This window comes from Niallia sp. CD-39 (assembly GCF_059874745.1).
Genome location: NZ_JCBCPS010000001.1, coordinates 170,776 through 184,861, shown reverse-complemented (window position 1 = coordinate 184,861; position 14,086 = coordinate 170,776). Strand labels below are relative to the sequence as shown.

Below are 14,086 nucleotides of genomic sequence, written 5' to 3'. Positions count from 1 at the left end.
AATTATCTGACATTGCTAGAATAGCACACAATTTTAATTTTCTCAATATAATATTTCAAAAAAATATTACTACTACGCTATGTAGTAGTAATATTGATTAAATCTCATGTTTACCAAAGGTGCTCATTCATTCCCTCTGCTTTAAGAATAGAAATTTGTTTTTCACCTAGTAAATCAAAATGATGTGTTCCGTCCTCTCTGAAATGAATCCACTCTTTTTTTAAGCCATGTTTTGCGCCCCAGTTAGCTAATTTTTCTATGTTTGAACAACCAACTTTCGTTACCGTTTTACACTGTGGAAAGCGATCATCTAGCCAATAATGTGTTAAATATGCAATTTCTCCAGATTTCACAATTGTTTTCCATTCGTTTAATTCTTTTCTTTTGATACCAAAAGCCAAATGCTCATCCCCTATTCTTTTTTAGCATTCATATATGCTTCATGCCATTCTGGGTAAAGCTTTTTTATAGAAACCGGACGAAATGACGCTTTATTTACAAGCACATGTGTAGAATTAGCAGTTACCGCTAATTCACCTGCTTCATTGTAGATTTCATAACCATAAATTGTTTTGAGACCATTGTACGCTTCAATCCATGTATGAATAGTTGCATTTTGACCATAGGTTAACGGTTTTTTATAACTGATTTGAATATCTAATACTGGAGATAAAAAACCATCCTTTTCTAAATCATTATAATTAAAGCCTAGATCTTTTACGATTTGTGTACGTCCAAGCTCCATCCATACAAGATAATTGGCATGATAGACAACACCCATTTGATCTGTTTCTGCATAACGCACTTCTATTTCTTTTTTTGACGTAATCATAATTATGTCCCATCCCCACTATATTTGTTGATTGACTCTATGAAGTCATCATACTGTAATGTTTTCATCATAGATATTGTTTGTGTGCTTTCACAAGAAAGTCTTTGTGCTTGCGCTTGAATGGACTCTTCAGCTAAATTTACCGCAAATCGCCCATTTCCATTTATTTTGATATTTGATAATCGATCAATAATTCTTTCTTCTGTTTCATTTGTAAGAGCATACTCATATTGTTCTAAATACCTTTTCATAATCTCAACAAGTTCTTTTGATGAATAATCATCAAATGTTAAAAACTTTTTAAATCTAGATTTTAAGCCAGGGTTACTATTTAGAAGTAAATCTACCTCTTCCGGGTATCCTGCTAGAACGACAACAAGATTCTCATTATGTCTTGTCATCTCGTCTACAAGTGTTTCGATTGCTTCTTTCCCAAAATCTGTTGAGCTTGAGGATAGTAAGGAATATGCTTCATCGATAAACAGCACACCACCAAGTGCACTTTTAATCGTTTTCTTCGTTTTAATGGCAGTTTGTCCCACATATTCAGCAACAAAATCAGCTCTACTTGTAATGACTAAATGGCCCCTTTTTAAAAATCCATATTCTTTTAATACTTCTGCGTAAATTTTTGCTACAGTCGTTTTCCCTGTTCCTGGATTTCCAGTGAATACTGAATGCAATTGAATCGGGATCGTCGGAAGGTTGGCATTTTTTCTTTCTTGTTGCATTTTAATAAAAGAAGAAAGCTTAATTACTTCTTGCTTTACATTATGTAGACCAATTAATGTTTCTAATTCTTTTAGAGGGTGCCTGTTCTCGTTCTTGTGATTATGTTTTTGAAAATCAGTCTTTGTTAACGTACTAAAATGCAATAATGAATCATTTCCCGCTTCTGCTTTCGTTCCTTTTTTAAAAATCGCCTTTTGAACAATCTGTTCAACTGTACGAGCATTTCCAAAGCTGCGATCGATTCGTTCATTTTCAATAACATCAAGTAGTTCACGCTTTGCATCTGATGTTATTAAATAATCATGTTGAATCGCAAATTGGATCGCAATTTGAAGCAGCTCATCATTCGTATAATCAGGAAGCGTAATGTGATTATACGAAGGAAATCGACTTCTTAAACCTGGGTTCATATCCATAAAAGGTGTCATTTCTTCTGTATATCCGGCTAAAATAACTGCAAATTGGCCATCATACTCTTTGCTAGTCATGAGTGATAATAATGTATCAACAGCTATTTGACCATAGTCTTGCGAAGATGTTCCGCTCTGATGAAGCATGTACGCCTCATCAATTAACAACACAGCTCCTTTAGCTTGTTCAACATACATCCTTACATTCTCTTCAGTTTGGCCAACATACGCTCCAATTAATTGTGAGCGATTGACTTCTATGACTTCGTTTCTAGGAAGTAACCCTAATTCATAATAAATTGATGCTAAAGACCGCGCTATTGTTGTTTTCCCAGTTCCTGGATTACCCGTCAATACCATATGAAGGCTTAACTGATTTTCAGTTTTTAAACCAATCGCTTTTCTATGATTCAAATATTGTAGAAATTGATAGAGCTCATGTATGCGTGTTTTAACCTCATCTAAACCAATTAAACTGTTCAATTTTTGAATGGCTGTTTTTTCTTCAACATTTTTTGTTGCTTCAAATAACCCTTTCCACTCTGAAAGAATCACTTCTATTTGGTCATAGTACTGTTTTAAGTCCTCTAAATAAGTTGTTGTATGGAATACACCTGAAATAGAAGCTTCATATTCCTCAGCAGATTTTAATAATTTCCCAGACTGTTCTAAAAGGGAGCTCATGAGCTGAATAACATGTTGGAATCGAGATTTCCACTCGTGATGTTCGATTCGATTCAGCAATAACTCTAGTTCATCCATTTTTGCTTCTGTGTCGTTTAATATCTTTTTTGTGATTTGGACGAATTCATAGGCAACTGCTTTTTTAGTCGCTCTATTATCAGTTTCTCTTAAAGTTGGGAAAGAGATAAAATCATAAAATGAGCTTAATTGATTCCATTCTAGATCATACATATACTGTTGAGCATAGATTTCAGTTGGCTCAATAAGTGACGCTTGGTCGAACAAAACATTCGCAAGCTCACTATTTTTATTCTTTTTCTTCAATGACTGAGCAGATATACTTAGCAATTCCGCTTTCTCTGTCAATTGTATAGAAACATTAGAATCAAATAGCATCGTTAGTAAATCTGCTTCATTTGTAACGAAGCCATGCTCTTCAAATTCTTGTTTCCATTTCTTGAATGTTCTTTTCATTACTCGATCAACTCTTTATATTCAATATATTTCTTCATTTTATCATAAACAGCAAACACGTTAAAAACAAACGCTTAAAAACCGTACAATTCACAATGAATCATACGGTTTTTTAGAGTCATGTTTTTCACATTAGTTATGAATTTGTAATGCTAAGCAATTTATAATTATGGCTTAACTTTTGCAGAAATTTATGTGCAAAAACCAAGTATTATTCGCCTTTTGTCTGAATAACTTGAGGATGTTGCCCAGATTGATCTTGCATCTTTTTTCCCTTATTCCCACCAAAGCCTCTGCTCTGAGTTCCGGTATGATTGGGGTTGAATTTACTTGGGTTACCTTTTGGATTGCTCATTGTCATCCCTCCTCCATCTTAATATGGCGATGTTCGGAAGAATTTATAAAGGTACTTACTGGTTATTCTGCTTTATCTAATCGTTTTGCTTCTATTTTTGCTTCTATTTTTTCCATAGCTGCCTGATCTTTTAGTAGCTGTCTTTTATTTTCAGAAACTAATTCAGCAAATGAACGCTTACGAGGCTTTCTCATTGCTATCACCGTCCTTTAACTAGATTATATCAATAATTATGCCCAGTAAGCGCTTTAATTATTACAACTTTTCGAAAATTTAATGAAGTTATTAAACCGTGCTGAAATTTACATGCAAACTTTTTCAATTCGCCTTCATTTTTGCTAATTTTTCTTCCATAGTTGCAATTGACATTGCACTTAGAACCTTATTCCGAATCACACCTTCTTCATCAATAAAGAAAGTTGTTGGAATTGTGAGTATCCGATATTTTTCATTTACTTTATCTTTTTCATCTAGTAAAACTTGAAACGTTAGATGATGTTGATCAACAAAACCTTTTACATGATTAAAGGGATCGATGTTTATCGCTAAAACAACGATATCATCATGATGTTTAGTATGAAATTTTTGCATGTCAGGCATTTCATACTTACAAGGTGGACACCAAGTAGCCCAAAAATTAATCATTACCTTTTTACCATGAAACTCAGATAATGTTACAGACTCACCTTCAAGATTTTTTAAGGAAAATTCAGGTGCTTGAATACCTATTTGTAAGCCAGGCAATCCGTCAGAAGCCGAACTATTTTGCGGGAATAAGAAAAGCAATATAATCAATAGACTCCACAAAATAAATAGTTTCTTCAATTAAAACACTCCTACTAATGAATTTTAGTATGTATTGTATCCTGAGTGAGAAAAATAATCACAATTACAATAGAAAAAAGAGATAGCCATATAATGACTATCTCTTTGAATTGATTCTATTAGTTCGCTAATTTCTCGCGTAATACCATTTGTAGAATGCCGCCATGACGATAGTAATCAATTTCAACTTCTGAATCAAAGCGTACAAGTACTTCAAATGATTTTTTATTTCCATCTTTATCAGTTGCTGTTACTGTTACGAAGTCACGTGGACGTACATTTTCACCGATTTGAACATCGATAGCTTCTTCTCCAGTTAAACCTAGTGATTCTGCACTTTCACCATCTTTAAATTGAAGTGGAAGTACACCCATTAATACTAAGTTTGAACGATGAATACGCTCATAGCTCTCAGCAATAACTGTTTTGATTCCTAAAAGGTTAGTTCCTTTAGCAGCCCAGTCACGTGAAGATCCCATTCCATAGTCTTTTCCAGCTAGAACAGCTAAACCAGTTCCATCTTCTTTGTACTTCATGCAAGCATCATAGATAGATGTAACTTCACCAGTTGGCCAGTATGTTGTAAATCCACCTTCTGTACCAGGAGCAATTTGGTTACGGATACGAATGTTTGCAAAAGTACCGCGCATCATAACTTCATGGTTACCACGACGAGAGCCATAAGAGTTAAAGTCACGAACTTCGACTCCGTTTTCACGTAAGTATTTTCCTGCTGGTGTATCTTTACCAATCGCACCTGCTGGAGAAATATGGTCAGTTGTTACTGAATCACCAAACTTACCAACTACACGTAATCCAGTTAAAGGTTTTACTTCATCTGCATTTGGTGTTAATCCTTCAAAGAATGGCGGGTTTTGAATATATGTTGATTGATCATCGAAAGTATATAATGGCTCGTTGCTTGTTTTGATTTCATTCCAACGTGCATTGTCATCAAATACATGCTCATATTCTTTACGGAATAATTCTGGTGTTACTGTTTGACGAACTACAGCGTTCACTTCTTCAGTAGTTGGCCAGATATCTTTGAAGAATACTTCGTTGCCGTTCTTATCTTTTCCTAGTGAATCTTTTTGAAGATCAATGTCCACTGTACCTGCTAATGCGTAAGCAACAACAAGTGGTGGAGAAGCTAGGTAGTTTGCTTTTACTAATGGATGAATACGGCCTTCAAAATTACGATTTCCTGATAGAACAGATGTAACTAGCATATCGTTATCAGCAATCGCTTTTTCGATTTCTTCTTTTAATGGACCAGAGTTACCGATACATGTCGTACAACCATAACCAACAAGATTGAAACCTAAAGTTTCTAGGTAAGGTAGTAGACCAGAATCATGTAAATATCCAGTAACAACCTTTGAACCTGGTGCTAGAGATGTTTTCACATATTTAGGAACTTCAAGTCCAAGTTCAACAGCTTTCTTCGCTACTAACCCTGCTCCTACTAATACGTATGGGTTTGACGTATTTGTACAGCTTGTAATCGCAGCAATTGCAACTGCACCAGTTTTCATTGTAGTTGAATCTCCATTAGTGAAATCAACTGTAACTTTTTTATCTGATTCAGCTTTCTCTAATCCGAAGCCTTGGTTCCCTTGAGGAGCTGTAATCGCTTTAGTGAATTCTTCTTTCATTGCAGAAAGTGGAATTAAATCTTGTGGACGCTTAGGTCCAGATAGATTTGCTTCAATTTCTGAAAGATCTACTTCAATAACATCAGTATAAACTGGCTCTAATTCTGGATCGAAGAATAAACCATTATTTTTACAATATGCTTCAACAATTTTAATTTGTTCCTCTGAACGTCCGGTTAGACGCATATAATCAAGTGATTCAACATCTACTGGGAAGAATCCACATGTCGCTCCATACTCCGGAGCCATGTTCGCAATTGTAGCACGGTCAGCAAGTGGAAGCGCTGGTACACCAGGTCCGAAGAATTCAACGAACTTCCCAACTACGCCAAATTTTCTTAAAATTTGTGTAACTTTTAATGCTAAGTCCGTTGCAGTCGCGCCATCTGGCATTTCTCCAACTAATTTAACACCTACTACTTCAGGAACTGGGAAGTAAGATGGTTGTCCAAGCATTCCTGCTTCTGCTTCAATACCACCAACACCCCATCCAAGAACACCAATTCCGTTGATCATTGTTGTATGTGAATCTGTTCCAACTAATGAATCTGGGAATGTTTCAAAATCTCCATCAGGAGTTTCTATCGCATGAACAACATTCGCTAAGAATTCTAAATTCACTTGGTGAACAATTCCTGTTGCCGGTGGAACAGCACGATAGTTGTCAAATGCTTTTTGAGCCCAGCTCAAAAATTGGTAACGCTCTGCGTTTCTTTCAAATTCTAAAACCATATTTGCTTCTAGAGCATCAGGTGTCCCGTATTGATCAACTTGTACTGAGTGGTCAATAACAAGGTCAACTGGTTTTTCAGGGTTAATTTTGTCAGGATCTCCACCCATATCTGCCATTGCTTTTCTTAAAGATGCTAAATCAACAACAGCTGGTACACCAGTGAAGTCTTGCAAAATAACACGTGAAGGCTTGAAAGGAACATCAACTTCCCTCACATCACTTGAACCCCATTTTGCTAGATTTTCAACATGCTCTTTAGTAATAACTCTACCGTCATATTGACGTAAAACAGATTCTAATAAAACTTTAATTGAATATGGAAGCTTAGAAATACTTCCTACCCCTGCTCTTTCTAAAGCCTCTAATGAATAGTAATGATAGCGTTTCCCGTCCAGGTCAAATGATTTACGGGCGTTAAATACATCGTTTTTTGCCATTGTGAAAAATACCCCCTCTTCGTTCTTACACAAACAATCATATACATTTACAAAGTAATTGTCGAAAAGTTTGAATTTTATTCCAACCTTACTTTTCTCACAATTCTTATATTAATACAACCAATTTGATAAGTAAATAACAAGAAAGTTATTGTTTTTGATAAGTTTTACTTATGTTAAATCAAAATTTCAATAAACCATTCAAAATAATCATTCTAATTGATAGGCTTTTTCAATTAGATGAAAAGTTAAGTGAATTTTTAGTTGCTATTTCAAAATATTAAACAAATGTATACGAAAAAAAGATAAAATTCGGGAATATTTTCTATTTTTCTGCAGAAACTACGGTTGGAGGTGAAAATTATGTCGCCAAAGAAAAGAGCAAATCATGTACGTGAAGGCATGAATGCAGCAAAAAGTCAGGGCAGTGGAGCTGGTTATAATGAAGAGTTCTCACAGGAGCCGTTAACTGAACAAGAAAAACAAAACAATAAAAAGCGCAAAAAGAATCAATGAACCATGTAAGCTCGGCTGTTGGCCGAGCTATAAGTAGTCCAAGTCGTCTGCTGCATTTACTTCATTTACAATTGAGGATAAATCTTGTTGAAACTTTTCAAGCTGGAATTTTTGTGTCGCAGAAGCTGTTTCAAGAGCATTTTGGATTTGTTGATAGGCTTCATTCACTTCTTCTTTTAAGTGTTTAAGCTGATGTCCATAAGATGCTGAATCCCGAACAATTTCGTGATAAAGCTCTTCAACATCTTCAATTCCTTGTTGAGCAGCTTGAAATGCTTGCTGTTTATCTTTATGGTAAGGCATGATCTTTTTGCACCTCCTTTGCTTACTGTATCTTTAAATTGCTCTGCAAGCATCTAAAATATACAATCTTTCCTGGTTCCGTGTTCATAGAAAAAATCCCCATGCATATCTCCTTGTTAGTTAGAAACAATGTATATATGGGGGGATGAGCAATGAACAAAAATGACGGAAAAGATATGAGAAAAAATGCTCCAAAAGGAGATCAACCTGGTCAACCAGCTCCTTTAAGTGGCTCAAAAAAAGTAAAAAATAGAAATCACTCAAGGCAAAAACATCATTCACATCATGATTTATAAAATGAAAGATCCTGCATAAATCTATGCAGGATCTTTCATTTTGCTTAATACTCTTACTAGAGAATGAAAAACAATCTCTTCTTCTTCATTCGTGACCGTCCGTAAATCAATATAAATTTCATTTTGTTTAATTCGAACAATGATTGGTGTCAAATAATTATTTCTTAGCTCATCTGCAAGCTGTTGCGCATCAAAGACATGCGATGAAATACCTATGCTATATGACGGAATTTCAACTTCTGGCATTGTGCCTCCACCAACCATTGCTTTGCTTTCAATTAACTTAAAGAACGCCCTTTCACTCAGCCTAACTTGTATTCTTTCCATAAATCGAAGAGAGCGCTTTTTTAATTGTTCGATCGGCGTTAAAATGTGATTTAAAACAGGAATTTCCGCAATTGCTGCTTGCTCACCTTTAATATATTGAAGCAAAGTTCCTTCTAACGCAGCTAATGTCATTTTATCGACACGTAACACTCGTGCTAGCTGATGCTTTTTAAGTACCTGTATTAATTCTTTATTTCCTGCAATGATGCCAGCTTGAGGTCCACCTAATAGCTTATCCCCACTAAATGAAACAAGATGAGTTCCTAATTGCAGTACTTCCTTCACAGTCGGCTCCTCACCTATTCCCCTTGACTTAAAGTCAAATAACGCTCCGCTGCCAAGATCCTCATAGAACACGATATTTTTTTCAGTAGCTAGTCTAGCTAGCTCTTTCGTTTCAACCGATTTTGTAAAACCAATGATCTTGAAATTACTAGTATGTACCTTTAGCAACATCGCAGTTTCATCGGTGATTGCCATTTCATAATCTTGTATATGTGTTTTATTTGTTGTACCTACTTCAATTAAGTTTGCACCACTTTCCTCCATAATAGAAGAAATGCGAAAAGATCCTCCGATCTCGACTAATTGTCCCCTTGAAACGATAACATCTTTATTTTTTCCAAGTGCTGATAAAATTAAATAAACAGCTGCTGCGTTATTATTAACAACCATTGCAGCCTCCGCACCTGTTAACTTTTTGAGGGCATCTTCCACAAGTGTATGGCGTGAACCTCTTGTTCCATTTTCTAAATCAAACTCTAAATTTGAATAAGAGGTTGCCGTGTCAACCATGTGATTGACTGCAGATTTTGCGATCCTTGCCCTGCCTAAATTCGTATGTAAAATCGTTCCCGTAGCATTGATTACTGATATTAATGTATAAGCATACTCTAATTGAAGTGCTTCTTCTATTCTTGAAAAAACATAAGGTAAAAATGAAGTGTCACCAGGTAAGGGTGAAGTATATGTACCATCTGTCATCTCTTGACGAATAGTCGACAAGATCTTTTTTAAATTTATGGTTAAGTTTTCTTTATCAACTACATATTGTTCAAGTATACTTTGAAAACGTGGCTCATTTTGCAGTTCATGTATTGGCGGTATGTTCCGTAAATGTTGTATCATGACTAAGCCCTCCTATTCGTTCATAATTATACCATTATTCACACTAATAATTTAAATGAATAAGATGTGAACAAGGAGGAATGTTCTATGGACGAAAAGAAGAATGCTAAAGAGTTATCTGAAATAGAAAAATGGATGGAGAGCTTCTTTTTAGATCCATTTACCTCTTATATTGACCAAACTACATTTAGAATTGATTTATTTGATATGGATAATGCCATCATTGTTGAAGCTCTATTAGAGGAGTTTAAAAAAGAAAATGTTGACATTTTTATTCATGAGCAAACATTAACGATATCTGCTTATAGAATCGGAGAAAGCTCTTCAGAAGAGAAAGAATCGAGAACAATACAGTTTCCTTTTGCAATCATTGAGAGGCGCACGAAGGCACTTTGGAACAATAATATATTAGAAATATGGATCAGTAAAACGGAAAAAGGCAATGGCAAGAACAGAAAGATTATTATTCAATAAATAGAGTGTAGCCAATGTCAGTTTTAGGCATGGACTACACTCTTTTTTGAAAACCTATCCTTCAGAACTTCAATTGCTCTATTGTTTCAATAATTTGATCAGATTTAGGGAAAATACCTGTTTCTTTTTTAGAATAAATTTTCTCTCCATTAATGGTAACTTCAAAAACACCACCAGTGCCTGAGATTAATTCCATTTTTTTAATTTCACCACGAAAATGAGTGAATAAGTCTTCCGCGAGACCCGCGGCTTTTGGTGCAAAGTTTCACATCATACAAAATTCGATTTCAATAACATGCTGATTCAATTTAAGTTCCTCCTTGCCCACTTTACAAATAATTCACATAATAGACATATTTTCATGATTATTGTCATTGTATTATATCTTTCAAAACTCTGCAAACTGTTAGCATGTTCACATTGAAGAAGAACATGTATACTTGTATTAGGAGGTGGTATTGTGAGCGAGCAAGAACAAATACGTTTAACTTCTATGTCCTCAAAAGCTGGCTGAGGCTGCAAGATTGGTCCTGAGGACTTGGCGCAAGTTTTGCGTCTTTTACCAAAACAAGAAAAGGTTCCTGAGTTATTAGTTGGTCATGAAACATCCGATGATGCTGGTGTATATCAATTAACAGATTCAATTGCGTTAATTCAAACAATTGATTACTTTACCCCAGTTGTGGATGATCCATATATGTTCGGTCAAATCGCTGCAGCGAATGCTCTAAGTGACGTATATGCAATGGGTGGAGATCCTAAAACGGTTTTAAATATCGTTGGATATCCGGTTAAAAAGCTCGGTGCACATATGCTGTCTGAAATTTTACGAGGCGCAGCTGATAAAGTGAAGGAAGCTGGTGCTGTAACCGTTGGTGGTCATTCTATTGATGATCAAGAACCAAAGTTTGGACTATCGGTTACAGGAATTGTGCACCCAAATAATGTTTGGAAAAATGTCGGTTGCGTTCCAGGAGATGTCCTAGTAATAACAAAACCTCTAGGAGTAGGAATCTTAACGACAGGCATAAAAAAAGGAGCCGTCACGATGGATCAAGAACTGCAGGTGACTAGAACGATGGCTGAACTAAATAAAACGTCCGCAACGATTTTGAAGGATTTTCATCCACATGCTGTCACTGATGTCACTGGATTTGGTTTATTAGGACATGCTAGTGAAATGGCTCGTGGAAGCAATGTAAGTTTGCATATTGACTATAAAAAAGTTCCTATCTTAGAAGGAACAAAGCAGCTAGTCGTGAACAACATTGTACCTGGTGGTACGAAAGCTAACCATAAATGGCTCGAAAATGATGTTCATTATGCTGATTTATCATTTGAAGATCAAATGATCTTATGTGATGCAATTACATCAGGTGGGTTGCTAGTTTCAATTAGTGCTGATGAAGCAGAACAATACGTTCAGCAATTACAAAAAGAAGGAAATCATCATGCCACAATAATCGGTACCGTTACTGAATTACAAGACAAATTTATTTATGCAAAATAAAAAGCTGCCAATTCGGCAGCTTTTTTTATTAATTCGTAACCTTTTGTCGTAGCTTGCTAAGCATGTCGATCGTCATTTTTTCTAAATCGTATTCGGCATTAAAGTTCCACTCTTGCTTTGCGCAATCACAATCGAGCGAGTTTGGCCAGCTATCAGCAATAGTTTGTCGCACTGGATCAACTTGATAAGAAAGCTTAAATTGCGGAATATGCTTACGAATTTCTGCTCCAATTTGTTCAGGTTCGAAGCTCATCGCAGTAACATTAAAAGAGTTACGGTGAACAAGCTTAGTTGGATCAGCTTCCATTAATTGAACAATTGCGTTTAAAGCATCTGGCATATACATCATATCCATATATGTGCCTTTATCAATATATGATGTATAGGCTCCATTTTTAATTGCTTCATAATAAATTTCTACAGCATAATCAGTTGTCCCGCCACCTGGAGGTGTAACATACGAAATTAATCCAGGGAAACGAAGTCCTCTCGTGTCTACACCAAAGCGGTTGAAATAGTAATCACAAAGCAGCTCCCCTGCAACTTTGTTCACACCATACATTGTTGTTGGTCTTTGGATCGTATCCTGCGGAGTTAAATCCTTTGGAGTAGCAGGACCGAATGCACCAATCGAGCTTGGAGTAAAGAATTTTGCATCCATTTCTCTAGCAACTTCAAGGGCATTCATTAATCCACCCATATTTAGATTCCATGCAAATACAGGATTTGCTTCGGCAGTTGCTGAAAGCAATGCAGCCATATGAATGACCGTATCAACATTGTATTTTTTTGCTACTTCACCCATTCTCTTTGCATCAGTCACATCTACAGTTTCAAATGGGCCAGACAAGCAAGCCTCTGAATCGTTTTTTCGAATATCTGTTCCAATAACATTGTCATTGCCATATAGATTACGAAGTTTTACAGTTAATTCAGATCCAATTTGGCCAAGTGCACCAGTAATCATGATTTTTTTCATTGTAATTCTCCTATCTTCCCTATGCCTTATGAATTAAATAATATGCATTTCCTTGCCAACTTTCTCATATATGGCAATTGCTCTATCTAGCATCTCTTTCGTATGTGCTGCAGATGGCATGTTTCTTACTCGACCAGTTCCTCTTGGGACCGTTGGAAATACGATCGATTTTGCATAAACACCATTATCATTTAATTTTTTACTAAATTCTTGAGTTTTTACTTCGTCCCCAATGATTACCGGTGTAATTGGTGTCTCACTGTTTCCGATATCGAATCCTAATTTCTCTAGACCAGCCTTTAAATAATCGCCATTTTCCCATAGTTGTTTATTTAAGTCTGTACTCTCCATAAGCATCTCAATTGCTTTAATGCTAGCTGCAACGTCAGCTGGTGTTAAGGATGTCGAAAATAAGAATGGACGACTACGAACTTTTAACCAATCAATTAAATCCTTTTTGCCTGCTACATATCCACCGACAACACCAATTGCTTTTGATAATGTTCCAATCTGGAAGTCAATTTTATCAGAAAGGCCAAAGTGCTTTACTGTTCCAGCCCCATCTCCTAATACTCCTGAACCATGAGCATCATCCACATACGTAATTAAGTCAAATTCCTCTGCAATTTCAACGATTTCAGGAAGTTTGGCAATATCTCCATCCATAGAAAACACACCGTCAGTAATAACCATTACCTTATTGTATAAACCTGATTCTGTAGCTTCCTTCGCCTTTTGACGTAAATCATCCATATCAGAATGGTTAACACGGATAATTTTTGCTTTAGATAATCGGCAGCCATCAATGATCGATGCATGGTTTAATTCATCAGATAAAATCGCATCGTTCTTATCCATAACAGCAGAAATTGCGGCCATATTACAGTTAAAGCCTGATTGATAAGCTATCGCTGATTCTGTATGTTTAAATTTTGCTAATGTTTCTTCTAGCTTCACATGGAGTTCTAGCGTTCCGTTAATTGTACGAACTGCTCCAGCGCCGACACCATATTCATCGATTGCTTTTTTCGCAACGTCTTTAAGTACATCATTAGTCGCAAGACCTAAATAATTATTAGATGATAAGTTGATTAATTCTTTTCCATTTATTTTAATAATTGGGCCGTTCGCACTTTGTAATGGATCAATAACGTTATAAAGCCCCTTTTCTTTTAAATCCGATAAATTCTCTGATAAAAACTGATCTAATATTTTACTTGTCATATAAAAGACCTCCATTCATTCTTTAAGCATTTCAAAAAAACAAGTGTCCACTCTAAAAAGACAAACAAATAGATGTATATCCTTTTATTATGTAGCTTTATATGTTAATACTTTATCACATTTTTGTCATTTGTATATACATAGAGGACAATTATTCTTCAGATTTTTACTTGTTATTCTTAAAAACAC

Annotated in this window: 15 protein-coding genes and 1 pseudogene; 4 read left to right on the top strand and 12 right to left on the bottom strand. The window is 35.6% G+C overall.

The features are described 5' to 3' along the window. Nucleotides 1-110: 110 nt before the first annotated feature. From AC6F34_RS00965 to acnA, 7 genes are all read right to left on the bottom strand, one after another. The gene (locus AC6F34_RS00965) at nt 111-401 is read right to left on the bottom strand and encodes a hypothetical protein (RefSeq protein ID WP_500768052.1); all 291 of its coding nucleotides are present in this window, start codon (nt 399-401) and stop codon (nt 111-113) included. Nucleotides 402-412: 11 nt separating this feature from the next. Beyond that, nucleotides 413-832: an acyl-CoA thioesterase gene (locus tag AC6F34_RS00960; RefSeq protein WP_500768050.1), complete on the bottom strand. Its 420-nt coding sequence runs from the start codon at nt 830-832 to the stop codon at nt 413-415. Between the two features lie 2 nt (nt 833-834). Continuing rightward, nucleotides 835-3,132: an AAA family ATPase gene (locus AC6F34_RS00955; RefSeq protein WP_500768048.1), complete on the bottom strand. Its 2,298-nt coding sequence runs from the start codon at nt 3,130-3,132 to the stop codon at nt 835-837. 211 nt (nt 3,133-3,343) lie between these two features. Further along, nucleotides 3,344-3,487 carry an acid-soluble spore protein N gene (locus AC6F34_RS00950; protein ID WP_500768047.1) on the bottom strand — a complete coding sequence of 48 codons (144 nt, stop codon included), beginning with the start codon at nt 3,485-3,487 and terminating at the stop codon, nt 3,344-3,346. Nucleotides 3,488-3,549: 62 nt separating this feature from the next. Next, nucleotides 3,550-3,681 (bottom strand): FbpB family small basic protein, encoded by a 132-nt coding sequence (locus AC6F34_RS00945; RefSeq protein ID WP_500768045.1) that lies wholly within the window; start codon nt 3,679-3,681, stop codon nt 3,550-3,552. 124 nt (nt 3,682-3,805) lie between these two features. Further along, on the bottom strand, nt 3,806-4,312 hold the full coding sequence (locus tag AC6F34_RS00940) for a peroxiredoxin family protein (RefSeq protein WP_500768043.1): 507 nt from the start codon (nt 4,310-4,312) through the stop codon (nt 3,806-3,808). Between the two features lie 119 nt (nt 4,313-4,431). After that, nucleotides 4,432-7,140: an aconitate hydratase AcnA gene (acnA, locus tag AC6F34_RS00935; protein ID WP_500768041.1), complete on the bottom strand. Its 2,709-nt coding sequence runs from the start codon at nt 7,138-7,140 to the stop codon at nt 4,432-4,434. 363 nt (nt 7,141-7,503) lie between these two features. Here acnA and sspO point away from each other — a divergent pair, with 363 nt between their 5' ends. Then, nucleotides 7,504-7,656, top strand: a complete 153-nt coding sequence (gene sspO, locus AC6F34_RS00930) for a small acid-soluble spore protein SspO (RefSeq protein ID WP_500768039.1) — start codon at nt 7,504-7,506, stop codon at nt 7,654-7,656. Between the two features lie 27 nt (nt 7,657-7,683). On the opposite strand, the gene AC6F34_RS00925 is transcribed toward sspO, so the two are convergent. After that, complete coding sequence (locus tag AC6F34_RS00925) at nt 7,684-7,959, bottom strand: hypothetical protein (RefSeq protein WP_500768037.1); 276 nt, start codon at nt 7,957-7,959, stop codon at nt 7,684-7,686. Between the two features lie 152 nt (nt 7,960-8,111). On the opposite strand from AC6F34_RS00925, the gene AC6F34_RS00920 reads away from it, so the two are divergent. Further along, on the top strand, nt 8,112-8,255 hold the full coding sequence (locus AC6F34_RS00920; protein ID WP_500768035.1) for a small acid-soluble spore protein P: 144 nt from the start codon (nt 8,112-8,114) through the stop codon (nt 8,253-8,255). 21 nt (nt 8,256-8,276) lie between these two features. On the opposite strand, the gene selA is transcribed toward AC6F34_RS00920, so the two are convergent. Then, nucleotides 8,277-9,710 (bottom strand): L-seryl-tRNA(Sec) selenium transferase, encoded by a 1,434-nt coding sequence (gene selA, locus AC6F34_RS00915; protein ID WP_500768033.1) that lies wholly within the window; start codon nt 9,708-9,710, stop codon nt 8,277-8,279. An 87-nt stretch (nt 9,711-9,797) separates the two neighbouring features. Here selA and AC6F34_RS00910 point away from each other — a divergent pair, with 87 nt between their 5' ends. Then, on the top strand, nt 9,798-10,184 hold the full coding sequence (locus tag AC6F34_RS00910; protein WP_500768031.1) for an Hsp20/alpha crystallin family protein: 387 nt from the start codon (nt 9,798-9,800) through the stop codon (nt 10,182-10,184). 61 nt (nt 10,185-10,245) lie between these two features. Here the strand turns inward: AC6F34_RS00910 and AC6F34_RS00905 are convergent. Continuing rightward, a pseudogene (locus AC6F34_RS00905) lies at nt 10,246-10,434 on the bottom strand (Rdx family protein); the annotation flags it as partial. Between the two features lie 243 nt (nt 10,435-10,677). Here AC6F34_RS00905 and selD point away from each other — a divergent pair. Next, entirely contained in the window at nt 10,678-11,694 is a 1,017-nt protein-coding gene (selD, locus tag AC6F34_RS00900) for a selenide, water dikinase SelD (RefSeq protein WP_500770073.1), read from the top strand. Nucleotides 11,695-11,722: 28 nt separating this feature from the next. Here selD and AC6F34_RS00895 read toward each other — a convergent pair whose 3' ends face one another. After that, a complete protein-coding gene (locus AC6F34_RS00895) occupies nt 11,723-12,673 on the bottom strand; it encodes an L-threonine 3-dehydrogenase (protein ID WP_500768029.1) in 951 nt (316 codons plus the stop codon). Nucleotides 12,674-12,706: 33 nt separating this feature from the next. Beyond that, complete coding sequence (locus AC6F34_RS00890) at nt 12,707-13,897, bottom strand: glycine C-acetyltransferase (protein ID WP_500768027.1); 1,191 nt, start codon at nt 13,895-13,897, stop codon at nt 12,707-12,709. Between the last annotated feature and the right edge of the window lie 189 nt (nt 13,898-14,086).

Excerpts from the sequence above, each read along its gene's own strand:
- AC6F34_RS00925 (WP_500768037.1), bottom strand. The coding sequence starts at position 7,959 with ATGCCTTACCATAAAGATAAACAGCAAGCATTTCAAGCTGCTCAACAA.
- AC6F34_RS00890 (WP_500768027.1), bottom strand. The coding sequence starts at position 13,897 with ATGACAAGTAAAATATTAGATCAGTTTTTATCAGAGAATTTATCGGAT.
- acnA (WP_500768041.1), bottom strand. The coding sequence starts at position 7,140 with ATGGCAAAAAACGATGTATTTAACGCCCGTAAATCATTTGACCTGGAC.
- AC6F34_RS00950 (WP_500768047.1), bottom strand. The coding sequence starts at position 3,487 with ATGAGCAATCCAAAAGGTAACCCAAGTAAATTCAACCCCAATCATACC.
- AC6F34_RS00920 (WP_500768035.1), top strand. The coding sequence starts at position 8,112 with ATGAACAAAAATGACGGAAAAGATATGAGAAAAAATGCTCCAAAAGGA.
- AC6F34_RS00960 (WP_500768050.1), bottom strand. The coding sequence starts at position 832 with ATGATTACGTCAAAAAAAGAAATAGAAGTGCGTTATGCAGAAACAGAT.
- AC6F34_RS00895 (WP_500768029.1), bottom strand. The coding sequence starts at position 12,673 with ATGAAAAAAATCATGATTACTGGTGCACTTGGCCAAATTGGATCTGAA.
- selA (WP_500768033.1), bottom strand. The coding sequence starts at position 9,710 with ATGATACAACATTTACGGAACATACCGCCAATACATGAACTGCAAAAT.
- sspO (WP_500768039.1), top strand. The coding sequence starts at position 7,504 with ATGTCGCCAAAGAAAAGAGCAAATCATGTACGTGAAGGCATGAATGCA.
- AC6F34_RS00910 (WP_500768031.1), top strand. The coding sequence starts at position 9,798 with ATGGACGAAAAGAAGAATGCTAAAGAGTTATCTGAAATAGAAAAATGG.
- AC6F34_RS00955 (WP_500768048.1), bottom strand. The coding sequence starts at position 3,132 with ATGAAAAGAACATTCAAGAAATGGAAACAAGAATTTGAAGAGCATGGC.
- AC6F34_RS00945 (WP_500768045.1), bottom strand. The coding sequence starts at position 3,681 with ATGAGAAAGCCTCGTAAGCGTTCATTTGCTGAATTAGTTTCTGAAAAT.